Below are 21,926 nucleotides of genomic sequence, written 5' to 3' on the forward strand. Positions count from 1 at the left end.
GGCACCTACCAGATGCGGCAGTGCCAACCAAGGTTGGCACCTGCCAGAGCGAGGCTCAGCCCTTGGCGGCCTTGAACGCCACGCGCGCAGCGGCCAGCGTCGCTTCGATCACCGCATCATCGTGCGCGCTGGACAGGAAGCCGGCTTCGTACGCCGACGGTGCGAGGAACACGCCCTGGTCCAGCATCGCGTGGAAGAAGCGGTTGAACGCCGGGATGTCACAGGCGGTGGCCTGCGCATAGGTCTCCACCTTCTCGCTGGTGAAGAACAGGCCGAACATGGCGCCCACGCAGGTGGTGGTCACGGCCACGCCGGCTTCGGCGGCGGCCGCTTCCAGGCCGGCACACAGGCGCGCGGTGCGCTCGGCCAGGTCGGCGTGGAAACCCGGTTGCTGGATCAGCTCCAGCATCGCCAGGCCGGCGGCCATCGCCACCGGGTTGCCGCTCAGCGTACCGGCCTGGTAGATCGGGCCGGCCGGGGCGATCTGCTGCATCAGTTCGCGACGGCCGCCGTAGGCGCCCACCGGCATGCCGCCGCCGATGATCTTGCCGAAGGTGGTCAGATCCGGGGTGATGCCGTAATGCGCCTGCGCACCGCCGAGGGCGACGCGGAAACCGGTCATCACTTCGTCGAAGATCAGCAGCGCGCCATGCTTCGTGCACAGTTCGCGCAGGTGCTGCAGGTAGCCTTCGCGTGGCGGAATACAGTTGGCGTTGCCGACCACCGGTTCGATGATCAGGCCGGCGATGTCGTCACCCTGCTGCTCGAACAGGGCAGTGGCCGCTTCGAAGTCGTTGTAGGGCAGGGTCAGGGTCAGTTCGCTCAGGCCGGCCGGCACGCCGGGCGAGGTTGGCACACCGAGAGTCAGCATGCCGCTGCCGGCCTTGACCAGGAACGAGTCGCCATGGCCGTGGTAGCAACCTTCGAACTTCACGATGCGGTTGCGGCCGGTGGCGCCACGCGCCAGGCGGATTGCCGACAGCGTGGCTTCGGTGCCGGAGTTGACCATGCGCACCATCTCGCACGATGGCACCAGTCGGGTGATGGTCTCGGCCATGGTCACTTCGGCCGCGCACGGCGCACCGAAGGACAGGCCATTGTCGATCGCCTTCTTCACCGCCTGGCGCACCGCCGTGTGGTTGTGGCCGACGATCATCGGGCCCCAGGAGCCGACGTAGTCGATGTAGCGGTTGCCGTCGACGTCGTACAGGTAGGCACCGTCGGCGCGCTCGACGAAGAACGGCTCGCCGCCGACCGACTTGAACGCGCGCACCGGCGAATTGACGCCGCCCGGCAGCAGCTGCTGGGCGCGGGAGAACAAGGCGTGGGACTGGTCGTGGTTCATGCGGATTTCCTGGGCATTACGCGAACTGGGCGAGGTAGGCGCGCTGGGTCGCCACCGGGTCTTCGGCGGCGAACACGCTGCTGACCACGGCGACCAGATCGGCGCCGGCGTCGATGATGGGACCGACATTGTCCGGCGTCAGCCCGCCGATCGCCACCCGTGGCACGCCCAGTGCGGCGCTTTGCCGCAGCAGGTCGGTATGGGCGCGGCTGTTGGTGACCTTGGTGGTGGTCGGGAAGAACGCGCCGAAGGCCACGTAACTGGCACCGGCGGCCACGGCCTTCTCGGCATTGGCCAGCTGGTCGTAGCAGGAGGCGCCGATGATGGCGTCGGCGCCGAGAAGGGCGCGCGCGCTGGGGATATCGCCGTCGGTGCCGCCCAGGTGCACGCCGGCCGCACCGACCGCTTTGGCCAGTGCCGGGTCGTCGTTGACGATCAGCGGCACGCCGTGTTCCGCGCACAGCGCCTGCAGGGCGGTGGCCTGCTCCAGTCGCAGCGCGTCGCTGGCGGTCTTGTTGCGGTACTGCAGCCAGGTGGCTCCAGCGGCCAGCAGCGGCGCGGTGCGGGCCAGCAGGCGCGCGGTATCGGGCTCGTCCGGGGTGATCAGGTAGACGCCGCGGGGCGCCGGGGAAGCAGAAGTCATCGATGGCTACCGGTGAGTGGGCCGCGATGGGACAATGGCGGCCCGTGAATCCAGCCCTGATTATCCGATGAGCGACGCCACCCCCACCACCTTGCGTACCTGGATGTGCGTGGTCTGCGGCTTTCTTTACAGCGAAGCGGAAGGCTTGCCGGAAGAGGGCATCGCGCCGGGGACGCGCTGGGAAGACATTCCCGAGACCTGGACCTGCCCGGACTGCGGGGTGACCAAGGCCGATTTCGAGATGGTCGAGGTCGATTGATTGCAATGGCCGCCGGGCATGGCCCGGCGCTACCGGTGGGTGCGGACCGTTGGTCCGCACACCGGACAACCTCAATGCAGCCGCGGCACCGGCCCACCCAGGTCGATCAGCTTCTCGCGCAGCCACTGCGCATCGCTGGCTTCCGGGTTGCGCTTCAGGTACTGCCCCAGGTCATGGCGGGCACCGGCCAGGTATTCCAGCTGCAGGTAGGCCAGGCCGCGATCACGCAGCGCGTCGTCCTGCTCTGGGGCCAGTTTCAGCAGGCGGTCGGCACTGCGTGCGGCGCGGTCCCATTCGCCCGCTTCGGCATACACGCCGTGCAGGTTGCGCAGCATCCGCATCAGGATCGCGCGCGCAGGGGCCGGGTCGAGGATCTGCGCCAGCACCTGATCGTCGGGCATCTGCCCGCCCAGGTGTGACTTGGCCCGCTCGCGCAGTTCGTCCACGTCCAGCGGGCGGCCGCCATTGAACGGGTCCATCACCAGCACGCCGTCGTCCACCGGCAGGCGCACCAGGAAGTGCCCGGGGAAGGACACGCCATCCAGCGGGATTCCCAGCCGGCGCGCGACTTCCATCTGCACCAGCGCCAGCGAGATCGGGTTGCCCAGGCGGCGCTCGAATACCTGGTTGAGGTAGCTGTTGCGCGGGTCGTAGTACTCGTCGTGGTCGCCGCTGTAGCCCAGCTCGTCGAACAGGTGGCGGTTGATCGCCGCCATCTTCAGCGGGCTGTTGTCGATGCTGTCCACTTCCGAGCGGAGGTGATCGACGTGGCTCTGGATCAGCGCGTCGTACGTGGACGGCTGCAGATCGGGGTACTCGTCGCGCGCGATCAGCAGCGCGGTCGGCAACAGTGGCAGCGCCTCGTCTTCGAGGTCGGCCAGTGCATCCCAGTCGGGGAGTGAGATCCGGTCCTGCATGACCACAGACTGGCGTCATTCGCAGGCGGTTTCAAGCGGTGCCGCGTGAAAAGAACATCGTCTTGGAACTGTCGTGTCGATCAAGGTCGACACCTACCAACAGCCGCCGGCCAACTGTCAGAGGCGGGGCGGTGTGGGCTTGCAGGGCCGCAGGCGCCATGGATGGTGCCTACGAGCCCCCAGGGATGGGTTTACGGCTGTCCTGCAGGCCCACACCGCCCCGCCATCCCTCGGTAGCCCAGCTTTTGCCTTTGATGTTGATTCGGCGGGTGCCGGGCGCAGCCCGGCAGAACCCTGTTACTCGATGCCCGGGCCGAAGGTCAGCTCAGTGCCGTCCTTCAGCTTGAGTTTCTCAGCCTGGCCGGCATTGAGCTCCAGCACATAGCGCGCCGGGCCTCCGCTGGGGTAGGGCGGGCACATGTCCCCGGCCGAGCACGGCGGCACATCGCGCTGCTGGCTGACCAGCTTGCGCTCGCTGTCGAAGTACAGGATGTCCAGCGCAAGCTTGGTGTTCTTCATCCAGTATGCCTGCATTTCCTCGCGGTCGTGGATGAACAACATGCCGTGGTCAGCGGCCATCTGGTCGCGGAACATCAGTCCGCGCGCGCGGGTTTCATCGTTGGTGGCCAGCTCTACCTGGTAGCGCGCACCATCCAGCTCGACCCAGTGGCGGGCCGCATCGGTGGCGCAGCCGGCCAGGGCCAGCAGCGGAAGCATCAGCAGCGAACGCAACAGCGACATCGTCAGGATCCTTGCAAAGGTCAGAGCACGACCGGCGGCTCGCCGCCGACGATCACCACATCGGCGCGACGGCGTGCGAACAGGCCGACGCAGACCACGCCCGGCAGCTGGTTGAGCTCGCGCTCCAGCTTTTCCGGATCGGTGATCTGCAGGTTGTGGATGTCCAGGATCTGGTTGCCGTTGTCGGTCACCACGCCTTCGCGCCAGGTCGGCTGGCCGCCGGTCATGTCGCGGATCTGGCGGGCGATCAGGCTGCGCGCCATCGGAATCACCTCCACCGGCAGCGGGAATCTGCCCAGCACCGGCACCTGCTTGCTCGGGTCGACGATGCAGATGAAGCGCTCGCTGGCCTCGGCGATGATCTTCTCGCGGGTCAGCGCGGCACCGCCGCCCTTGATCAGGCACTTGTTGGCATCGCACTCATCGGCGCCGTCCACGTACAGCGACAGGTTGCCGCTGTGGTTCAGCTCGATCACCTCGATGCCGTGCTGCTTCAGGCGCGCGGTGCTCTGTTCGGAGCTGGACACGGCGCCCTTGATGCGGTGCTGGATGCGGGCCAGGGCATCGATGAAATAGGCCACGGTGGAACCGGTGCCGACACCGACGATCATGCCGTCTTCAACGTACTCGATGGCTTTCTCGGCGGCCAGGCGCTTGGCTTCGGACATGGGAGAACTCTCAGGCAGGGAATCAGGATTTCTTTTCCAGCGACAGCAGCAGCTTCCACTGCGCAGCCGTCACCGGGAACACCGACAGGCGGTTGCCCTTGGCAACCAGCGGGAAGCCTTCGCCCAGCGCTTCGGCGTGCAGCTTGATCTCGTCCAGCGCGATCACCTGCTTGAGCTTGCGGTCGAAGGCCACGTCCACCAGCATCCAGCGCGGGTTCTCGCGCGTGCTCTTGGGGTCGTGGTAGTCGGATTTCGGGTCGAACTGGGTGTCGTCCGGGTAGGCCGTGCTGGCCACCGTGGCCAGGCCGACGATGCCCGGCACCTTGGTGTTGGAGTGGTAGAACAGGATGCCGTCGCCCACCTGCATGCCATCGCGCATGAAGTTGCGCGCCTGGTAGTTGCGCACCCCGTTCCAGGGTTCGACCTTGACCTTGGCCAGGTCATCGATGGAGAAGGCGTCCGGTTCGGACTTCATCAGCCAGTAGCGCTTGCGGGCGGTCATGCGTTCACGGGGGCAGCGGAGGGGAACAGGGTGCCGTCTTCGGTGCAGATCGCATCCACCGGCACGTCCCACGACGCCACCGGCAAGGACTCGACCTGCTGCACCGCGAATGCAGCACCGACCAGCCAGGGCGGCGCCGGCCGGTCGTGGCGGAAGGCGAAGCTGCGATCATACCAGCCGCCCCCCATGCCCAGCCGCCGGCACTGTGTGTCGAATCCCACCAGCGGGGTTACCACCAGCGCCATCTGCGCCGGTTCCAGGGTGTCTTCCACGGCCACATCCGGTTCGGGGATGCCGTAACGGTTGCTGGTCAGCGGTTTTCCGGGCCGCCACGGCGCGAAGCGCAGCGTGTCGCCTGCCAGAATCGGCAGGCAGTAGGTCAGTGTGTCGGGCAGCTGCAGTTGCCAGCGGTGCAGGGCGATTTCGCCATCCAGCGCCCAGTAGCCGGCCACGGCACCTTTGCGCGGGGCGAAGGGCAGGGCCAGCAGGGCATCGGCGAGGGATTCGGCGGCGGCGATGCGCTCACCGGCGGAAAGGTCGCGGCGGCGTTGCCGCAGGTCGTGGCGCAGGGCCTGGCGCGGGTCGGTCATGGCAGCGTGCGGCAAGGATCAGCCGTCATTGTGCCGGAAAGAACAAGGGCGACGCCCGAAGACGCCGCCCTTGCTGGAATATTGCATTCTCCGCAATGTCGATGCATGCGAAACGACCTTGAACCCGGGGGCTCAAGTGGGAACGCTGGAGAACCATCGGGCTTCCCGCTACAAGGCGGACCTGCACTCCCGGCGCTGTCGCGCTCCCGGTGTCGTTCTTAAGGGACAAGGCGAATGTTTGCACATGCCGTCGAGTACCGCAGAGAACGCGTGGCCATTATAGCCAGCACACAGGATCTGGATAGGCCGTTCGTCGGCAACAGTCCGTGCCAATTCAGATATGAGAAGACGCGTTATGCGCGTTTCTCACGCACCGCCGTCAATCGCACGGTCCAGGCGCCGGTTCAGGTCGGCCAGCGTCTGCTGCAGCGCCACCGCTTGGCGGGCGTTCTCGTCGCGCAGCAGCTGCAGTTCGTGGGCCAGGTTCAGCGCGGCCAGCACGGCCACGCGGTCCACCGCAGCCATGCGGTTGCTGCCACGGATCTCGCGCATGCGTGCATCGAGCAGGCGCGCGGCCGCCATCAGGCTGTCGCGTTCATCACCGCCGACACCCACGGTGTATTCACGATCGAGGATGCGGACACTGACCGGTTCGGCGCTCATGTGTGCTGCTCCAGGGATTTGAGCCGGCTGATCATTGCTTCCACCCGCGAGCGCGCCTGTTCGTTCTTGGCCAGCAGCGTGGAGCGCTCGGCCACCAGTTGTTCCTGCTGGTGGCGCAGGCTGCGGTTCTCCTCGGCCAGCCGCTGGTTGCGTTCAAGCAACGCTTCCACGCGGGCGGCGAAGTCCTGCAGCTGGGCAAGGGGATCGGCGGGTTCCATGCGGGCACGATAGGCAAGCGGGGCAAGGGCGGTCAAGCGCTGTCGCAGCAAGGCCCGGCGGCCACGGGGAGGAGGCCGCCGGGTTGCTACACTAGGCGGTCTCACGGGCGCGCGCGTGCGCGCTCCTGGTTTCCTTATCCGAACGAGCCGCACGATGACCGAACTTCCCTCCGTCGACGACGTTTCCCGCGCCAGCCAGGCGCTGGGCCTGGGTGCCACCGCTGCCGAGCTCCACGGTGCGCTGTGTGGCTGGCTGGCCGCCGGCGGCGCCCCCGGCAATGACTGGCCGGCGCGCGTGCTGGCCGACGACAATCTGGCCCCGGTGGCCGCCGACAGCGTGCTGGCTCAGCTGCTGCAGGCCACCATCAAGCAGCTGGAAGACCGCGACTTCGCCTTCGAGCTGCTGCTGACCGACAACGACGACGTGGCCGCGCAGGCCGATGCCATGTTCGCCTGGACCCGCAGCTTCCTCGGCGGCTTCGGCCTGGGCAGTGGCGGCCATCGCCCGGCGCTGTCCGAAGAGGGCGAAGAAGCGTTGAACGACATGGCCAGCCTGGCCCGCGCCTCCAGCGAGGATTTCGAGGCCGGTGGTGACGATGACGACGAAGCACTGTCGGAGATCGAGGAGTTCATCCGCGTGGCGGTGCTGTTGCTGCACGGTGACGTGGTGCTGGCCTCGCGCCATCGGCAGCGCCTGAACTGATGGATATCAAGCAGCGCACCGGCATCGCGGCCGGCGAGTACAAGCGTCGCCGCCGCCAGCTGATGGACATGGCCGGCGAGGACGCGATCCTGGTGCTGCCCGCCGCGGCCGAGAAGGTGCGCAGCCTGGATACCCATTACCCGTTCCGGCAGGATTCGGACTTCCAGTACCTGAGTGGCTTCCCGGAACCGGAAGCGGTGCTGGTGCTGATTCCCGGTCGCCGCCATGGCGAGGCGATCCTGTTCTGCCGCGAGCGCGACGCCGAGCGCGAAGCCTGGGACGGTGGCCGTGCCGGCCAGGAAGGCGCGGTGGCGCAGTACGGCATGGACGATGCCTATCCGATCGATGATCTGGACGAGATCCTGCCGGGCCTGCTGGAAGGGCGTTCGCGCGTCTATTACCACTTCGGCCGCGATGCCGACTTCGACCTGAAGCTGATCGGCTGGGTCAACCGTGTTCGTTCGCAGGTGCGCCACGGCGCGCAACCGCCGCATGAGTTCCTGGAGCTGGGCCATCTGCTGCACGAGCAGCGCCTGTTCAAGTCCGGTTCGGAAGTGGCGCTGATGCACCATGCCGCGCAGATCAGCGTGCGCGCGCACCTGGCGGCGATGAAGGCAGCGAAGGCGGGCATCCACGAGTACGAACTGCAGGCCGAACTGGAACGGGTGTTCCGTGCCAACGATGCGGTGCCGGCGTACTGCAGCATTGTCGGTGCCGGCCGCAACGGTTGCATCCTGCATTACCGCGACAACAACGCGCGTTCGCGTGACGGCGAACTGGTGCTGATCGATGCCGGTGCCGAGTACCGTGGCTATGCCAGCGACATCACCCGCACGTTCCCGGTGAATGGCCGCTTCAGTGCCGAACAGCGCGCGCTGCACGACCTGGTCGGTGATGCACAGGCCGCGGCACTGGCCCAGGCCAAGCCGGGCGTGGCCTATGAGATGGGCCACCTGGCGGCGGTGCAGACCCTGACCGAAGGCCTGCTGCGGCTGGGCCTGCTGAAGGGCACGCTGGAAAAGAACCTGTCCGAGGGCCTGTACCAGCGCTTCTACCGGCACAAAACCGGGCACTGGATCGGCATGGACGTGCACGACGTGGGCGACTACCGCCTGGCCGGCGATTCGCGCCTGCTGGAGCCGGGCATGGCGTTCACCATCGAGCCGGGGCTGTACATCGGCGTGGACGACACGACGGTGGAACCGCGCTGGCGCGGTATCGGCATCCGCACCGAGGACGATGTGCTGATCACCGATGACGGCCATCGCGTGCTGACCGAGGGCCTGGCGCGCAGCGCCGACGAGATCGAAGCGGTGATGGCGGGGTAAGGGGTTTCGGCAGGGCTTGCAGCCCTGCACCCGCAGAGGCAACAGCCAAGGCCAAAGCCAATGCCAAAGCCAAGACCAAAGCGGGCTATCCGTGGGATGGCGGGGCACTGTGGGATTGCGGGGACGCCGTGAATCCATCCCTGGAGGCTTGGTCGCGGCATCCATGCCGCTCACACCCCGCAAGCCCACAGTGCCCCGCCTTCGACAGGTTCACGCGGCTGTTGGTAACGGCGGTTGTTGGAACGAACGACGATTGGTAGGTGTCGACCTTGGTCGACACAGAGCGAGCGCAGCGAGCGACCAGCTTTTGCTTTTCTTTTTTCTTTTCCGTGGGTGAACGCGCGCAGGAAACTGTCAGAGGTGGGGCGGGGTGGGTTCGCGGCCAAGCCTCCAGGGATGGATTCACGGCGTCCCCCGCGAACCCACCCCGCCCCGCCAAGCGCGGCTTTTGATTTCAGCGACCAACCACGAGGGGCTCAGCCGTTCGCCGCCGCAAACTCCGGCCGCGTCAGATTGTCCGCTTCGCCCTCGGTGCAGAGCACTTCGTCTTCGATGCGGATGCCGCCGTACGGACGGAAGAAGTCCACGCGGTCCCAGTTGATCGCATCGCCATGGCCGGCGTCCTTTACTTCATTCAACAGCATGTCGATGAAGTACAGGCCGGGTTCGATGGTCACCACCATGCCCGGTTCCAGCACGCGGGTCAGGCGCAGGTACGGGTGGCCGGCCGGGCGCTCGATGCGGCCGCCTTCATCGCTGGCCGCGAAACCGGCCACGTCGTGTACCTGCAGGCCGATCAGGTGGCCGATGCCGTGCGGGAAGAACGCGGCGCTGACGCCGGTCTCCAGTGCGGTCTGCGGCGAGACCTTGATCACGCCGAAGTCCTTCAGCACGCCCATCAGCGAAAGATGCGCGTCCACGTGCAGCTGCTTGTAGTCGAAGCCCGGGCGCACCGCCGCGCACATCTGCTGCTGCGCGGCATCGACGGCAGCGATCATCGCCGCGAACTCGTCGTGGCCGTGTGCGGCGTAGGTACGGGTGATGTCGCTGGCATAGCCGTGCGCGCTGGCGCCGGCATCGATCAGGAAGCTGCGCAGCGGCTGCGGCGCCTTGCGGCCCAGCTCGGTGTAATGCAGCACGGCGGCGTGTTCGTTCAGCGCCACGATGTTGCCGTACGGCAGCTCGGTGGCATCCTGGCCCACGGCCTGGCAGTACGCCATGTGGATGCTGAACTCGTCGGCGCCGTTGCGGAACGCGGCTTCGGCGGCGCGATGGCCGCGCACGCCCAGCACCTGCGCCCGGCGCATCAACGCGATTTCATACGGCGTCTTGCTGCCGCGGTGCCATTCCAGGTAGTTCACCACCGGTGCCGGGTTGTTCGGCACGTAACTGCCCAGCGCGCTCTGCGGCTCGCCGAGGATCGCGCAGCGCGACGGGTCGGCCGGCAGCAGCGCCAGCGCCTCTTCGGGCTTGCGGATGATGTGGATGTCGAAGTGCTCCACCCACCAGCCGCTGGGTGCGTCCGGTACCACGTGCCAGTAATCGAACGGCTGGTGGAAAATCACCGCCGGGCGCTTGCCGGGGGTGAACACGATCCAGCTGTTGGGCACGCGGGTCAGCGGCAGCCAGGCCTTGAACTGCGGGTTCACCGCGTACGGGTAGTCGCGGTCGTCGAACACCTGGTAGTGCAGGGTGCCGCTGGGCACCACCAGATGGTCGAGGCTGCCGCGGGCCAGCGCCTGTTCGGCGCGTCGGCACAGCACGGCCAGGTGGTCGGAATACAGGGCGCCGGGGTCTTGCTGGATCATTGCGGTGGCTCGACACGGAAAACGGCCCTAGATTCTGCCGCATACCGCGAAAAACCGCTGTGCCGGAACCGGCACTCAGGCCGTCGAAACCGGTCCCTCGTCGCTGTCCTCGCCTACCCATTGGCGCAGCAGCTGCCGATGTTCGCGTGACAGGGTCAGGAAGCGGAAGCCGGTCCAGCTCTGCCCGGGCGCGTGCGCCGGCTCGCTCCACAGCAGATGCACGCCGACGTCGATCGCTTCCTGGCGACCATCTCCCATCGGCAGCGGGAAGCGCAGCTGGTACAGCGCATCTTCGCGCAGCGGGGCGCTGGCCAGCATCAGCATGCCGGTCTCGGAGACATTGCCGAGCCGGCCGACCACGCATTCGCGCATCTGGTCGGTGACCGGCACCAGGTCCGAGACTTGGCGGCGCGGTGCGCGGCGCGTGTCCTGCGGCGGGACGGGTTTCATGCGTGGGTCTCCTGCGTGCGATCAGCGGCCAGTGCGCGCAATGCACCAAGGCTGGCCTGCCAGGCGCGGTCGACCAGCCGGCCCTTGTCCTCGGTGACCAGTTGCGCATGGCCAGCGCTGATCTGCCGGGCCAGCGTATCCAGGTCGGTGTCGGCGATCTTCTGCCCGCGTGCGTTGACCAGCAGCGCGTGGCCAGTCAGCAGGCTGTACCAGGACAGTCGCTGGCGGCGCAGCGTGCCGTCGTCGTTGGCGATATCGAACCAGCTGCCGAACGGCAGCGTCGACAGCTGCTGGTATGCCGCTTCTTCTGCACTGTTGCGCGGTGCGGTCGCCGCGGTACCGGCAGTCGTGCCGGCATGTTCACCCAGGCGTGCGCGCGCCTTCAGGCGAGCGCTCAGTTCGGTACGCGAGGTGCTGTCGTCTTCGCCACCGGGCGTGGCCAGGCGACGGGCGACGGCAGCAGCTTCCTCGGCGTGGTAACCAACCTGCAGCAAGGCCGCTTCAACCTCGGCGGCCAGTACCGTATCGGTGCCGGCAGCGGCACCCACAGGCTGTGCTGTAACCGCGGCGATGCGCTCGGTCTGCTGCAGGCGCTCCTGCCACTGTGGTGAGTCGTCGCCATGGCGCAGCCGGGTCAGGGTCAGGGCATCGGCCCATGCCTGGCGCAACAGGGTCTGCACGAAGCGCGGTGGCTCCTGCGCATCGCAGCACTGATCGATGCGGGCGCTGGCCTGGCGTCGGGCCAGTTCCAGCCGTTCCTTGCCGCGTGCGGCTTCCACGTGGCGGCGCTCGGCCAGTTCGGCACGATGCGCGGCGGCACGCTGGTGCTGCTGCACATCTTCATTGGCAGCGGCGAAGGCTTCCGGCGCGCGTGCATCCTGTCCGAGCAGGCCCTGCACGCTCTGCGCCATGCGCTGCAGCAGCTGCGGGTCGACATCATCGTCGCCCAGCCAGTTGGCACCGACTTCGGCGATCTGGTTGAGCAGCTCGCGCGCGGGATGTTCGTCGCGTACGAAGAAGCCCGGGTCGGCCATCGCAGCCCGCGCCAGCGGTACCTGCAGGCGCGCCAGCAGGGCAGCGGGTACCGGGTCGGGGCGCTGTTGCTGCTGCACCTGCTGCATCAGCATGCGCAGCAGGTCGAGGTTGTCGCGGTCGTGGCTGCCTAACTGGGCCTGCGCGCCGTGTTCGCTGCGCAGTTGGGCGACAACGGCGGCCTGCAGGTCGGCCACGCCGGTGGCGGAACTGGACTGGGCCTGCAGGCGCGCGAGTACGGCGTCCACCGCAGCGCTGGGTACGGCACTGCTGTCCGCGGGTGCGGCGCTGGCATGGCGTGCCTGCTGCAATAGCTCATGCAGTGCGCTGCCGGTGGACGTGGTCAGTCCCGGCATGGCGGCGGGGCCGGCAGCGCCGCCCTCGTTGAAGGCGTCCTGTACCAGGCTCGACCAGGAGCCCGAAGGGCCTGAACCGTTCCAGCCGGTCAGGGGCGCAGCGGCGCGTTTGGCAGGCTGCGTGGTGCGGCCGCCACCTACCGACTGGGTGATGATCCGCCGCGTGCTCGAGGAACGCGCCAGATAGGGGGTGTAGACCAGCCCCGGCAGCACACCGTGCTGGGCCAGCAGTGCATTGGCGCGGTCGAGTACATCGCCCAGCCGCTCCAGCACCTGCCGTTCAAAGCTGCGGTAAAGCGCCAGCTGCACCTCGGCGCCAAGCGCATCCTGTTCTGCCAGTCTGCGCACCATCGCGCACAGCGCCTGCGGCGCCAGTGGCAGGGTGTCGGCTTCGAAAGCCGGCGCTGCGGCCAGCACGCCCAGGCGTTGGCCCAGCAGGTTCAGCGTGTTGGTCGAACGCAGGGTTTCCCGCCGCACCATCTCGGTCAGCAGCAGGTCGCGGTCGACGTCATGCTCGGCTACCAGTGACAGCCCCAGCATGCCCGGCAGCGGTGGCGGAGCCGCGCTGGTCGTGGCGCCGGTGGGCGGCTCGCGCAGGCGTGCCAGTGCGTCGGCAACGGCATCGAGCATGCGGTCGGCGAAGTGACCGGAGAAGGTGTGCAGCTGGCCGCGGTGGGCCATCAGTTCAGATTGCTGCTGCGGATTGCGTGCACGGTCGGCGTCGTGCAGCAGGGTCTGCTCCAGTGCTTCGACGGTCAGGATCAGCGGCGCGGCCAGCGTTTGCCGGCACAGGCCGATCAACGCGCCCAGCAGTTCGCGCACCCGCGGTGGCAGGTCGCTTGCGGCCAGGCGGGCTTTGTCGGCAGGGGTGATGGAAAAGACAGCTGACATCGGCAGGCGGTACCCGGATTCCCGCGGATCGATCTGGTGAATCTACCGTGTCGGCCGCTGTCGGCGCTACTTTAGGGTGAATGTGCATCCCGTTCGCCAGGCATCGCCCGGCGGATGAACGGTAGTGCCGGCCGCTGGCCGGCAACTCTGTCTTTACCGGATTGCCGGCCAGCGGCCGGCACTACTCAATTACTCCAGGAAGCTCATTCCTCCAGGAACAGGCTCACCACATCGTTGGTGAAGCGCCGGCCCAGTTCGGTCGGCTGCACATGGCCATTGGTCACGTCCAGCCAGCCGCGCTGCACGGCCTCGGCCAGCGGTGCATCGAGCACGCTGCGTGGCAGCCCGGTGCGCGACTCGAAATCGCGCAGGCCAAAGCCTTCATGCAGGCGCAGCAGGTTCAGCATGTATTCGAAAGGCAGGCGCTCGGGCGGGATCACCTCGTCACCGCCGAACGAGGCTGGCGTGCCCGCGCTGTCCAGGTAGGCCTGCGGATGCTTGAGTTTCCAGCGCCGCAGCACGTGTTCTTCTGCACCGGAGCTGATCTTGCCGTGCGCGCCGGCACCGATGCCGAGATAGTCGCCGAAGCGCCAGTAGTTCAGGTTGTGCGCACTCTGCCGGCCGGGGCGGGCGTAGGCGCTCACCTCGTACTGGCCGAAGCCGGCCTGCGCCAGCAGCGCCTGGCAGTGCTCCTGCATGTCCCAGGCGTTGTCTTCGTCGGGAATGCCTTGCGGCGGTCGTGCGAAGAACACCGTGTTCGGTTCCAGCGTCAGCTGGTAATGCGAGATGTGCGCCGGCTGCAGCGCGAACGCACGTTCCAGGTCGGCCTCGGCACCGGCCAGGGTCTGTTCCGGCAGCGCGTACATCAGGTCGATGTTGAAGTTGTCATAGCCCGCGTCCTGCGCCATTTTCACGGCGCGTTCGGCCTCGCCGCTGTCATGGATGCGGCCCAGGCGCTTGAGCATCGCATCGTCGAAACTCTGGATGCCGAAGCTGAGGCGGTTCACGCCGGCCGCGCGGTAACGGTCGAAGCGGCCATGCTCGGCGGTGCCCGGGTTGGTTTCCAGGGTGATTTCGGCATTGGGCGCGAAGCGCAGGCGCGCGCTGGCCTGCTGCAGGAAGCGGTCGATCGCTTCCGGCGGGAACAGGCTGGGCGTGCCGCCGCCGAAGAACACGCTGTGCACCACCCGGCCCCAGACCAGCGGCAGATCCTGGTCGAGATCGCGCAGCAGTGCGTCGATGTAGGCGTCGAACGGCAGTTCGCCCTTGGCCTGGTGCGAATTGAAATCGCAGTACGGGCATTTGCGCACGCACCACGGCAGGTGCACGTACAGCGACAGCGGCGGCGGCACCAGTCGCGGCGGGCTGTCGTGGTCAGCGGAGCAGGCTTCGCCGGGCAGGTGGTTGCAGTGATCGTGGGCGTGCGGCATGGGTTTCTTCGGTAGTGCCGGCCGCTGGCCGGCTTCCCTGAGGAATCAGTAAGGTGTCAAAGCCAGGTCGCCAGCTGCTGCTTGAGCTGCTGCAGGGCGAGGGCACGGTGGCTGATGGCGTTTTTCAGGGCCGGCTCCATCTCCGCGGCAGTCAGGCCGTGGGTGGTATCCAGGAACACCGGGTTGTAGCCGAAACCATTCGTGCCACGCAGTTCGCGGATGATCTGCCCCTCCCAACGGCCTTCACAGATCAACGGCTGCGGGTCGGTGGCGTGACGCAGCAGCACGATCACCGCATAGAAGCGGGCGTCGCGCTGGCCATCGGGAATGTCCGCCATTGCCTCCAGCAGCTTGGCATTGTTGGCTGCGGCGTTGGTCGGGTGGCCGGCATAGCGCGCGCTGTACAGGCCCGGTGCACCGCCGAGGGCATCGACGATCAGGCCCGAATCATCGGCCAGCGCCGGCAGGCCGGTGGCTTCGCAGGCTGCGCGCGCCTTCAGCAGCGCGTTCTCGACGAAGGTCAGGCCGGTCTCTTCCACGTCGCCCAGGCCCAGCTCGGCGGCCGAGGTGATCTGTAGCGGCAGGTCGGCGAGGATCTCCTGCATCTCCACCAGTTTGCCGGCGTTGTGGCTGGCCAGTACCAGTTTCTTCATTGACGTGGCTCCAGCAGGTCCCAGGTGTTGCCATACAGGTCGCGGAACACCGCCACCGTTGCATAGGGTTCTTCGCGCGGCGCTTCCAGGAACTCGACACCAGCGGCCAGCATTGCCGCGTGGTCGCGGTGGAAGTCGTCGGTGTTGAGGAAGAAGGCGACGCGGCCACCGGTCTGGTTGCCGATGCGGCTGCGCTGTTCCTCATCGCTGGCGCGTGCCAGCAGCAGGGCGGCGGCGTTGCCGTCGGACGGACCGACCACCACCCAGCGCTTGTGGCCCTGGTCGATGTCTTCCAGCAGCGCGAAGCCGAGCTTGCCGGTGTACCAGGCAATGGCTTCGTCGTAGTCGGCCACCACCAGAGTGGTCAGGGCAAGACGCCGCTTCATGCCGACAGTGCCGCCTGCTGCGCGTCCAGCAGCTCGCGCACGCCCTTTTCGGCCAGGCCCAGCAGCGCATCCAGTTCATCGCGACGGAAGGCATGGCCTTCGGCGGTGCCCTGCAGTTCGATGAAGCCACCGCCGTCGTTCATCACCACGTTCATGTCGGTGTCGCAGTCGCTGTCTTCAGCGTAGTCCAGGTCCAGCACCGGGGTGCCGCGGTAGACGCCCACCGACACGGCGGCCACCGCGCCCAGGATCGGGTTGCGCTTGATGTCGCCGCGCTTCATCAGCACGTTCACCGCATCGACCAGGGCCACGTAGGCGCCGGTGATGGCGGCGGTGCGGGTGCCGCCATCGGCCTGCAGCACATCGCAATCCAGGGTGATGGTGCGTTCGCCCAGCGCGTTGCGGTCCACGCAGGCGCGCAGGCTGCGGCCGATCAGGCGCTGGATCTCCAGCGTGCGGCCGCCCTGCTTGCCACGGGCCGCTTCACGGTCACTGCGGGTGTGGGTGGCGCGCGGCAGCATGCCGTATTCGGCGGTGACCCAGCCTTCGCCCTTGCCACGCAGGAAGCCCGGCACGCGGTTCTCGACGCTGGCGGTGCACAGCACGCGGGTTTCACCGAAGCACACCAGCACCGAACCTTCGGCGTGGCGGGTGAAGCCGCGTTGGATGACGACCGGGCGGAGCTGGTCGGGCTGGCGGCCGCTGGGGCGGGAATCGGACATGGTGCGGGTTCCGTAATGGCGAGGGAGTACGCCGCCACGCCCGCGGCCTTCACGGGGCGGGCAAGGGGGCTCTGGTGAGGGCGCTAGGGTACCATTCCCCCTTTGCACGCACCGGACACAATCCATGATTCGAAGCATGACCGCCTACGCCGGCGGCGAGCGGGTCACCCCGTGGGGCACGCTGGGCTGCGAGCTGCGCTCGGTCAACCACCGCTTCCTGGAGGTCGGCACGCGCCTGCCCGATGAACTGCGGGCGCTGGAACCGCAGCTGCGCGAGCGCATTGCCGCACGCCTGAGCCGCGGCAAGCTGGATCTGGTGATGCGCCTGCGCGCGCCGGAAGCCGCCGCCAACCTGCAGGTGGACGAGGCCCTCCTGGGCCAGCTGGGTCGCCTGGCGCACCGCCTGACCTCCGATTTCCCCAACCTGCAGGTCAGCTTTACCGATCTGCTGCAGCTGCCGGGTGTCACCCGTGGCGAGGCCACCGATGCCGCTGCCCTGCAGGCAGAGGCACTGGCCCTGCTGGACCAGGTGCTGGACGGCTTCGTCGAGGCCCGCGAGCGTGAAGGCAGCAAGTTGTCCGCGGCCATCAGCGAGCGCGTGGACGGCATCGAGCGCATTGCAACGGAAGTGCGCACCCTGATTCCGGCCATTCGCGACGGCCAGCGCGCCAAGCTGGCCGCCCGACTGGCCGACCTGCCGCACCCGGTCGACCCGGGTCGTGCCGAGCAGGAACTGGTGCTGTGGCTGCAGAAGCTGGACGTGGATGAAGAACTGGACCGGCTGGGCAGCCACATTGTCGAGATCCGCCGCGTGCTCAAGCAGCGCGAGCCGGTCGGCCGCCGCCTGGACTTCCTGCTGCAGGAGTTCAATCGCGAAGCCAATACGCTGGGGTCCAAGTCGGTGGACAGCCGTACGTCCAATGCGGCGGTGGAACTGAAGGTGCTGATCGACCAGATCCGCGAGCAGGTGCAGAACATCGAGTGATGTTGCATCCAGTGATACAGCAGGGGCGCCTTCGGGCGCCCTTGTCGTTTCAGCGCATCAGCGCACGCTGACACCCGGTGTTCCCGCACTCAACCGCCCCACCACGGCCGCCTGGCCGAACCCGGCGTCGTGGAAGCAGGCGAGCACCGCATCCACTGCCTCCGGGGCGCAGGACACCAACAGCCCGCCGCTGGTCTGCGGGTCGGTCAGCAGCGGCTGCCAATGGGCGGGCAAGCCCTCGGCGAAGTGCACCTCGGCGCCATACGAGGCCCAGTTGCGGTTGGAGGCGCCGGTTACGCAGCCACGTTGCAGCAGGTCCAGGGTCTGCGGCAGCAGCGGCACCCGTGCACTGTCCACCTCGGCAGCCACGCCACTGGCGCGGCACACTTCCAGCAGGTGGCCGAGCAGGCCGAAGCCGGTGACGTCGGTCATGGCATGCACGCCGTCCAGCGTGGCAAGGGGCACGCCCACGCTGTTCAGGCGGGTGGTCGACTCGATCATCTGCTGGTAGCCGTCGGCGTCCAGGACTTCTTTCTTCAGGGCTGACGAGTACACGCCCACGCCCAACGGCTTGCCCAGCACCAGCACATCGCCGGGGCGGGCATCGGCATTGCGCTTGAGTCGTTGCGGGTCGAGCACGCCGATCGCGGCCAGGCCATAGATGGGTTCCACCGAATCGATGCTGTGGCCACCAGCGACCACGATGCCGGCGTCGGCGCAGGCGCGTTCGCCGCCCTGCAGGATGCCGCGGATGGTGTCCTGCGGCAGGGTATTGATCGGCATGCCGACGATGGCCAGCGCGAACAGCGGCCGCGCGCCCATTGCGTACAGATCCGACAATGCGTTGGTGGCAGCGATGCGACCGAAGTCGAACGGGTCGTCGACAATCGGCATGAAGAAGTCGGTGGTGGCGACGATCGCCTGATGGTCATCCAGGCGGTACACCGCGGCATCATCGCTGGTCTCGCGGCCGACCAGCAGTTCGGCCGGTGCGGGAAGTGCGGGAACCCCGCGCAACAGTTCGGTCAGCACGCCTGGCGCGATCTTGCAGCCGCAGCCACCGCCATGCGCGAGAGACGTCAGTCGTTGCGGGGCATCGGCCGTTGAAGGAGCGGGGGACTGCACGTGCGTGGCCATGCCGACATCTCCTGCGGAAACACGAATGGCGGAAGGCAGCAGGAGTCGAACCTACCAGGGAACGATCGACGCCCCCTACTGGGTTTGAAGCCCAGCCGCATGCCCGGATGCGCATGCCTTCCGAAAGTACGGCAATGCCGGTGGGCTCAGTCGCGGGCTGCATTCCACTGCAGGTCGCCGCGCGGCCGATGCTGGTCACCGACGCGTCGAGTGTAGCCAACGCGATTGAAGAACTCCAAGATCTGGATGCTGCGCTTGCGGCCGAGGCCGATGGCATCGCGGAACGCCGCCGCATCCACCGTGCCGCTGGCCTGTGACAGCTGCGCGACGATCGCGGCCAGCTCGGCGATGCGGGCCGGTGCATAGAACAGGTCGGGCACCACCTGGAACAGTTCACCACGCGCGGCAGCGCGGCGCAGGACCGCGCGGACCTCATCCTCGGGCAGGCCGATGTCGGCCGCCAGGGTACGTATCCACGGCGGATCGAAACCGCCCGCGTGCAGTTGCGGCAGCACGCGTTCGAGCAGCAGGCGTTCGCGTTCCGGCGGTGCGTGATCGTGGCCGGGCAAGCGCCACCATGCACCCGCGCGCTGCACGCTGCCATCGTCGAGCAGGTCCTGCAGCAGGGCGTTCCACAGGCTGGTTGCCAGCGCAGGCAGGGTGCTGCGCTGAAGGCGTCCACTGTCGACGCCGGGTTCGTCGGGGCGGTGCTCATGCCAGCCGCGCAGCGAGGTGAGCACCTGTTCGCGCAGCGCCTGCCAGTGCGGGGCAAGAATGATCACCGTGTCTTCGCGGGTAGTGATGCGGCGCGCGTCGTCGGGCAGGTCGATCCGGTCGGCGGCACGCCGGCAGTAGCGCTGCAGGGCGCCGAGGGGAATGCCGGCGGGTGCCTGCTGCAGCAGCGGGCCAACTCCAGCGGCGGCCGCCAGTTGCTCCAGCGCACCCAGCCACGCGAGCCGCGCCGGGCTGCGCCGACGCCGCTGCGGGGGATCTGGATCGAGCACTACACCACCGCCCAGGGTACGGGTCGCGGCCGAATCGCGGGCAATGAAGCGGTCGCCGCACATCGCGCAGACTGGTGCGTCGAACACCAGCTGTACCAACTGACCATTGCCGTGGTCATGGTCCTCCAGCAGCACCACGTGGGCCTGCCGGTGCATCGTGCCCCAGTGGATATGCAGTGGCGCCCAGTCGCGCAGAGGGACTTCCCGCGCGGAAAGCCGCAGGCGCACATCGACACGGGTGGTGGCCAGCAGCGCGCGCGGGTCGGCGATCCAGTCGCCGCGCGTGATGTCGTCGCGGGCGATGGCTGCGAGGTTCAGCGCGCAGCGCTGCCCAGCCACTGCCTGTTCGCTGGCCTGGTTCTGCGCGTGGATGCTGCGCACGCGAACTTCAGTGGCGGCCGGCATCAGCTGCAGATGTTCGCCAACAGTAGCCACGCCGCCATGTACTGCGCCGGTCACCAGCGTGCCGTGGCCGGCCAGCGAGAACACGCGATCCACCGGCATGCGGAACAGTTCGCTGCGCAGCCCGGCCTGGCGCATGCTGGCACCATCCGCGGCCCATGCGTGCAGTCGGGTACGCAGCGCGCTGACGCCTGCGTCTTCAGGTGACGTGCTGTTGCAGGCGAACATGGGAGCGTCCTGCAGCGGCGTGCCGGCCAGCAATGCAGCGATCTCGATTTCGACCTGAGCGAGGCGTGCGGCATCCACGCGGTCGATCTTGGTCAGCGCCACCGCGCCACGGTCTACGCCCAACAGCTGCAGGATCGCCAGATGTTCGCGGGTCTGCGGCATCACACCGTCGTCGGCGGCAATTACCAGCAACGCGACGTCGATGCCGGTGGCGCCGGCCACCATGGTGTGTACGAAGCGCTCGTGGCCGGGCACATCGACGAAGCCAAGCGTGGCTGCTGGTCCTTCTCCGGCGGCGGCTTCAACGGGCACATAGGCGTAGCCCAGCTCAATCGATATGCCGCGCGTGCGCTCTTCCTGCAGGCGGTCGGTCTCGATGCCGGTCAGCGCCCGCACCAGGCTGGTCTTGCCATGGTCGATATGCCCGGCGGTGCCGACGATCATGCCTGCAGCGTGCTCCATTGCGCGAGGAAGGCGGCTTCGTCAGCAGGCTCGAGACAGCGCAGGTCCAGCCACAATGCGTCATCTGCGATGCGGCCCAGTACCGGCTGTGGCAGCTGGCGCAGGCGCTTGGCCAGGCGATCCAGTCCGCCACGGCGTGTACTGGTGACGCGCAGTCCGGCACTGGCCAGCTGTGCCTGCGGTTGCGCACCGCTGCCGATCTGGCTGTGCATCGCCGCGCGTTCAAGGCTGTGCTCCGAGGCCAGCCCGTCGCGCATCGGTTGCAGCAGGCGCTGTGCCTGCGCATCGATGTCGTCCTGCGTGCGCGACAGGGTGCGCAGGGTCGGCAGCCTGTGCGCCAGCAGCTCCGGCTCGCGGTACAGGGCCAGTACCGCTTCCAGCGCGGCCAGCCCCATCTTGTCCATGCGCAGCGCGCGCTTCAGTGGGTTGCGGTTGATCCGTGCGATCAGATCGGCGCGGCCGGCGATGATGCCGGCCTGCGGTCCGCCCAGCAGCTTGTCGCCGCTGAACGAAACCAGGTCGGCGCCGGCCGCCAGCGTTTCCTGCACGGTCGGCTCGTGCGGCAGGCCGAACAGGGCCAGATCACACAGGCTGCCGCTGCCCAGGTCCACCACCAGCGGCAGGCCATGCTCGTGCGCGATCGCCGCCATCTTCGCGGTCTCGACCTTGGCGGTGAAGCCGGTGATCGCGTAGTTGCTGGCGTGAACCTCCATCAGCAGCGCAGTGCGCGCGCCGATGGCGTTGGCGAAGTCGGCCGGATGAGTGCGGTTGGTGGTACCCACTTCCAGCAACCGCGCGCCGGCGCTGCGCATCACATCGGGAATGCGGAAGGCACCGCCGATCTCCACCAGTTCGCCGCGCGACACCACCACGTCGCGCCGGTTGGCCAGGCTGTTGAGCAGCAGCAGGACCGCTGCCGCATTGTTGTTGACCACGGTTGCGGCTTCGGCGCCGGTCAATTCGCAGACAAGCGCCTGCACCCGTGCATCGCGGTCGCCGCGGCGGCCCCGGCTGATGTCGAATTCCAGATCGACCGGTGCGGTCATCGCACGCGCCACCGCCTGTACCGCAGTCTCGGGCAGCAGGGCGCGGCCCAGATTGGTGTGCAGCACGGTGCCGGTCAGGTTGTACATCGGCTGCAGGTCCAAGCGTGCATCGCCGGCGAGCGCTGCGTTGAGTGCGGCGACCAGCGCCGGGCCGTCAATGGCCTGCTGAAGGGCCTCGACCGAGAGCTGTGCGGCACCGATGCGCTCACGCAGCGCCTGCAGATGCACGCGCAGCAGCTGGGTGATGCGACTGCGCCCGTGGCCTTCAATCAGATCGGACAACGCCGGCAGTCGCAGCAGCCGATCCAGCGAGGGCAGGGCAGCGGCTGATGCTGGAGCAGGAGGCGTGCGTGGCAT

Annotated in this window: 23 protein-coding genes, 1 tRNA gene and 1 other RNA gene; 4 read left to right on the forward strand and 21 right to left on the reverse strand. The window is 67.8% G+C overall.

Annotated elements, in window-relative coordinates:
* Positions 1–55: 55 nt before the first annotated feature.
* Both hemL and thiE read right to left on the reverse strand, forming a co-directional pair.
* Positions 56–1,345 carry a glutamate-1-semialdehyde 2,1-aminomutase gene (hemL, locus tag AC13GA_RS14660; RefSeq protein WP_337302158.1) on the reverse strand — a complete coding sequence of 430 codons (1,290 nt, stop codon included), beginning with the start codon at positions 1,343–1,345 and terminating at the stop codon, positions 56–58.
* 16 nt (positions 1,346–1,361) lie between these two features.
* A complete protein-coding gene (thiE, locus tag AC13GA_RS14665; RefSeq protein WP_253079558.1) occupies positions 1,362–1,988 on the reverse strand; it encodes a thiamine phosphate synthase in 627 nt (208 codons plus the stop codon).
* Between the two features lie 34 nt (positions 1,989–2,022).
* Here thiE and AC13GA_RS14670 point away from each other — a divergent pair, with 34 nt between their 5' ends.
* Positions 2,023–2,247: a rubredoxin gene (locus AC13GA_RS14670; RefSeq protein ID WP_014038358.1), complete on the forward strand. Its 225-nt coding sequence runs from the start codon at positions 2,023–2,025 to the stop codon at positions 2,245–2,247.
* A gap of 71 nt (positions 2,248–2,318) precedes the next feature.
* On the opposite strand, the gene AC13GA_RS14675 is transcribed toward AC13GA_RS14670, so the two are convergent.
* From AC13GA_RS14675 to AC13GA_RS14710, 8 genes are all read right to left on the reverse strand, one after another.
* Positions 2,319–3,164 carry a SirB1 family protein gene (locus tag AC13GA_RS14675; RefSeq protein ID WP_010484022.1) on the reverse strand — a complete coding sequence of 282 codons (846 nt, stop codon included), beginning with the start codon at positions 3,162–3,164 and terminating at the stop codon, positions 2,319–2,321.
* 297 nt (positions 3,165–3,461) lie between these two features.
* A complete protein-coding gene (locus tag AC13GA_RS14680; RefSeq protein WP_046988280.1) occupies positions 3,462–3,905 on the reverse strand; it encodes a DUF192 domain-containing protein in 444 nt (147 codons plus the stop codon).
* Between the two features lie 20 nt (positions 3,906–3,925).
* A complete protein-coding gene (gene rpiA / locus AC13GA_RS14685) occupies positions 3,926–4,573 on the reverse strand; it encodes a ribose-5-phosphate isomerase RpiA (RefSeq protein ID WP_046988281.1) in 648 nt (215 codons plus the stop codon).
* Between the two features lie 22 nt (positions 4,574–4,595).
* Positions 4,596–5,075: an EVE domain-containing protein gene (locus AC13GA_RS14690; protein ID WP_012512007.1), complete on the reverse strand. Its 480-nt coding sequence runs from the start codon at positions 5,073–5,075 to the stop codon at positions 4,596–4,598.
* Positions 5,072–5,665, reverse strand: coding sequence for a 5-formyltetrahydrofolate cyclo-ligase (locus AC13GA_RS14695; RefSeq protein WP_482998415.1), 594 nt, complete (start codon positions 5,663–5,665; stop codon positions 5,072–5,074). Before AC13GA_RS14695 ends, AC13GA_RS14690 begins: the two co-directional genes overlap by 4 nt.
* An 83-nt stretch (positions 5,666–5,748) precedes the next feature.
* Positions 5,749–5,934: non-coding RNA, 6S RNA (gene ssrS, locus AC13GA_RS14700), on the reverse strand.
* A gap of 97 nt (positions 5,935–6,031) precedes the next feature.
* Positions 6,032–6,328, reverse strand: coding sequence for a cell division protein ZapA (locus AC13GA_RS14705; protein ID WP_006467013.1), 297 nt, complete (start codon positions 6,326–6,328; stop codon positions 6,032–6,034).
* Positions 6,325–6,546 carry a TIGR02449 family protein gene (locus AC13GA_RS14710; protein WP_005410898.1) on the reverse strand — a complete coding sequence of 74 codons (222 nt, stop codon included), beginning with the start codon at positions 6,544–6,546 and terminating at the stop codon, positions 6,325–6,327. Before AC13GA_RS14710 ends, AC13GA_RS14705 begins: the two co-directional genes overlap by 4 nt.
* Positions 6,547–6,700: 154 nt before the next feature.
* On the opposite strand from AC13GA_RS14710, the gene AC13GA_RS14715 reads away from it, so the two are divergent.
* Positions 6,701–7,249, forward strand: coding sequence for a YecA/YgfB family protein (locus AC13GA_RS14715; RefSeq protein ID WP_046988283.1), 549 nt, complete (start codon positions 6,701–6,703; stop codon positions 7,247–7,249).
* 5 nt (positions 7,250–7,254) lie between these two features.
* Entirely contained in the window at positions 7,255–8,577 is a 1,323-nt protein-coding gene (locus tag AC13GA_RS14720) for an aminopeptidase P N-terminal domain-containing protein (protein ID WP_136639606.1), read from the forward strand.
* A gap of 476 nt (positions 8,578–9,053) precedes the next feature.
* Here the strand turns inward: AC13GA_RS14720 and pepQ are convergent, their stop codons facing one another.
* From pepQ to rph, 7 genes are all read right to left on the reverse strand, one after another.
* Positions 9,054–10,385, reverse strand: coding sequence for a Xaa-Pro dipeptidase (gene pepQ / locus AC13GA_RS14725; RefSeq protein WP_482998416.1), 1,332 nt, complete (start codon positions 10,383–10,385; stop codon positions 9,054–9,056).
* Between the two features lie 75 nt (positions 10,386–10,460).
* Entirely contained in the window at positions 10,461–10,835 is a 375-nt protein-coding gene (locus AC13GA_RS14730) for a PilZ domain-containing protein (RefSeq protein WP_046986667.1), read from the reverse strand.
* Positions 10,832–13,114, reverse strand: coding sequence for a DUF1631 family protein (locus AC13GA_RS14735; protein WP_482998417.1), 2,283 nt, complete (start codon positions 13,112–13,114; stop codon positions 10,832–10,834). Before AC13GA_RS14735 ends, AC13GA_RS14730 begins: the two co-directional genes overlap by 4 nt.
* A gap of 203 nt (positions 13,115–13,317) precedes the next feature.
* Positions 13,318–14,544, reverse strand: a complete 1,227-nt coding sequence (gene hemW, locus AC13GA_RS14740) for a radical SAM family heme chaperone HemW (protein ID WP_482998418.1) — start codon at positions 14,542–14,544, stop codon at positions 13,318–13,320.
* A 56-nt stretch (positions 14,545–14,600) separates the two neighbouring features.
* Entirely contained in the window at positions 14,601–15,197 is a 597-nt protein-coding gene (gene rdgB / locus AC13GA_RS14745) for an RdgB/HAM1 family non-canonical purine NTP pyrophosphatase (RefSeq protein WP_337302873.1), read from the reverse strand.
* On the reverse strand, positions 15,194–15,583 hold the full coding sequence (locus AC13GA_RS14750) for a VOC family protein (RefSeq protein ID WP_046986671.1): 390 nt from the start codon (positions 15,581–15,583) through the stop codon (positions 15,194–15,196). The genes rdgB and AC13GA_RS14750 overlap by 4 nt, the downstream gene beginning before the upstream one ends.
* Entirely contained in the window at positions 15,580–16,305 is a 726-nt protein-coding gene (gene rph, locus AC13GA_RS14755; protein WP_012512000.1) for a ribonuclease PH, read from the reverse strand. The genes AC13GA_RS14750 and rph overlap by 4 nt, the downstream gene beginning before the upstream one ends.
* 124 nt (positions 16,306–16,429) lie before the next feature.
* Between rph and AC13GA_RS14760 the strand changes: the two genes are divergently transcribed.
* The gene (locus AC13GA_RS14760) at positions 16,430–17,290 is read left to right on the forward strand and encodes a YicC/YloC family endoribonuclease (protein WP_046986673.1); all 861 of its coding nucleotides are present in this window, start codon (positions 16,430–16,432) and stop codon (positions 17,288–17,290) included.
* 57 nt (positions 17,291–17,347) lie between these two features.
* Here AC13GA_RS14760 and selD read toward each other — a convergent pair whose 3' ends face one another.
* The 4 genes from selD to selA form a co-directional block, all read right to left on the reverse strand.
* Positions 17,348–18,427, reverse strand: coding sequence for a selenide, water dikinase SelD (gene selD / locus AC13GA_RS14765; RefSeq protein WP_482998419.1), 1,080 nt, complete (start codon positions 18,425–18,427; stop codon positions 17,348–17,350).
* 26 nt (positions 18,428–18,453) lie between these two features.
* Positions 18,454–18,549, reverse strand: a tRNA-Sec gene (locus AC13GA_RS14770).
* Between the two features lie 24 nt (positions 18,550–18,573).
* Positions 18,574–20,505, reverse strand: a complete 1,932-nt coding sequence (selB, locus tag AC13GA_RS14775; protein ID WP_482998420.1) for a selenocysteine-specific translation elongation factor — start codon at positions 20,503–20,505, stop codon at positions 18,574–18,576.
* Entirely contained in the window at positions 20,502–21,926 is a 1,425-nt protein-coding gene (selA, locus tag AC13GA_RS14780) for an L-seryl-tRNA(Sec) selenium transferase (RefSeq protein WP_253079569.1), read from the reverse strand. Before selA ends, selB begins: the two co-directional genes overlap by 4 nt.

Source organism: Stenotrophomonas sp. 22DLJC03 (assembly GCF_056861405.1).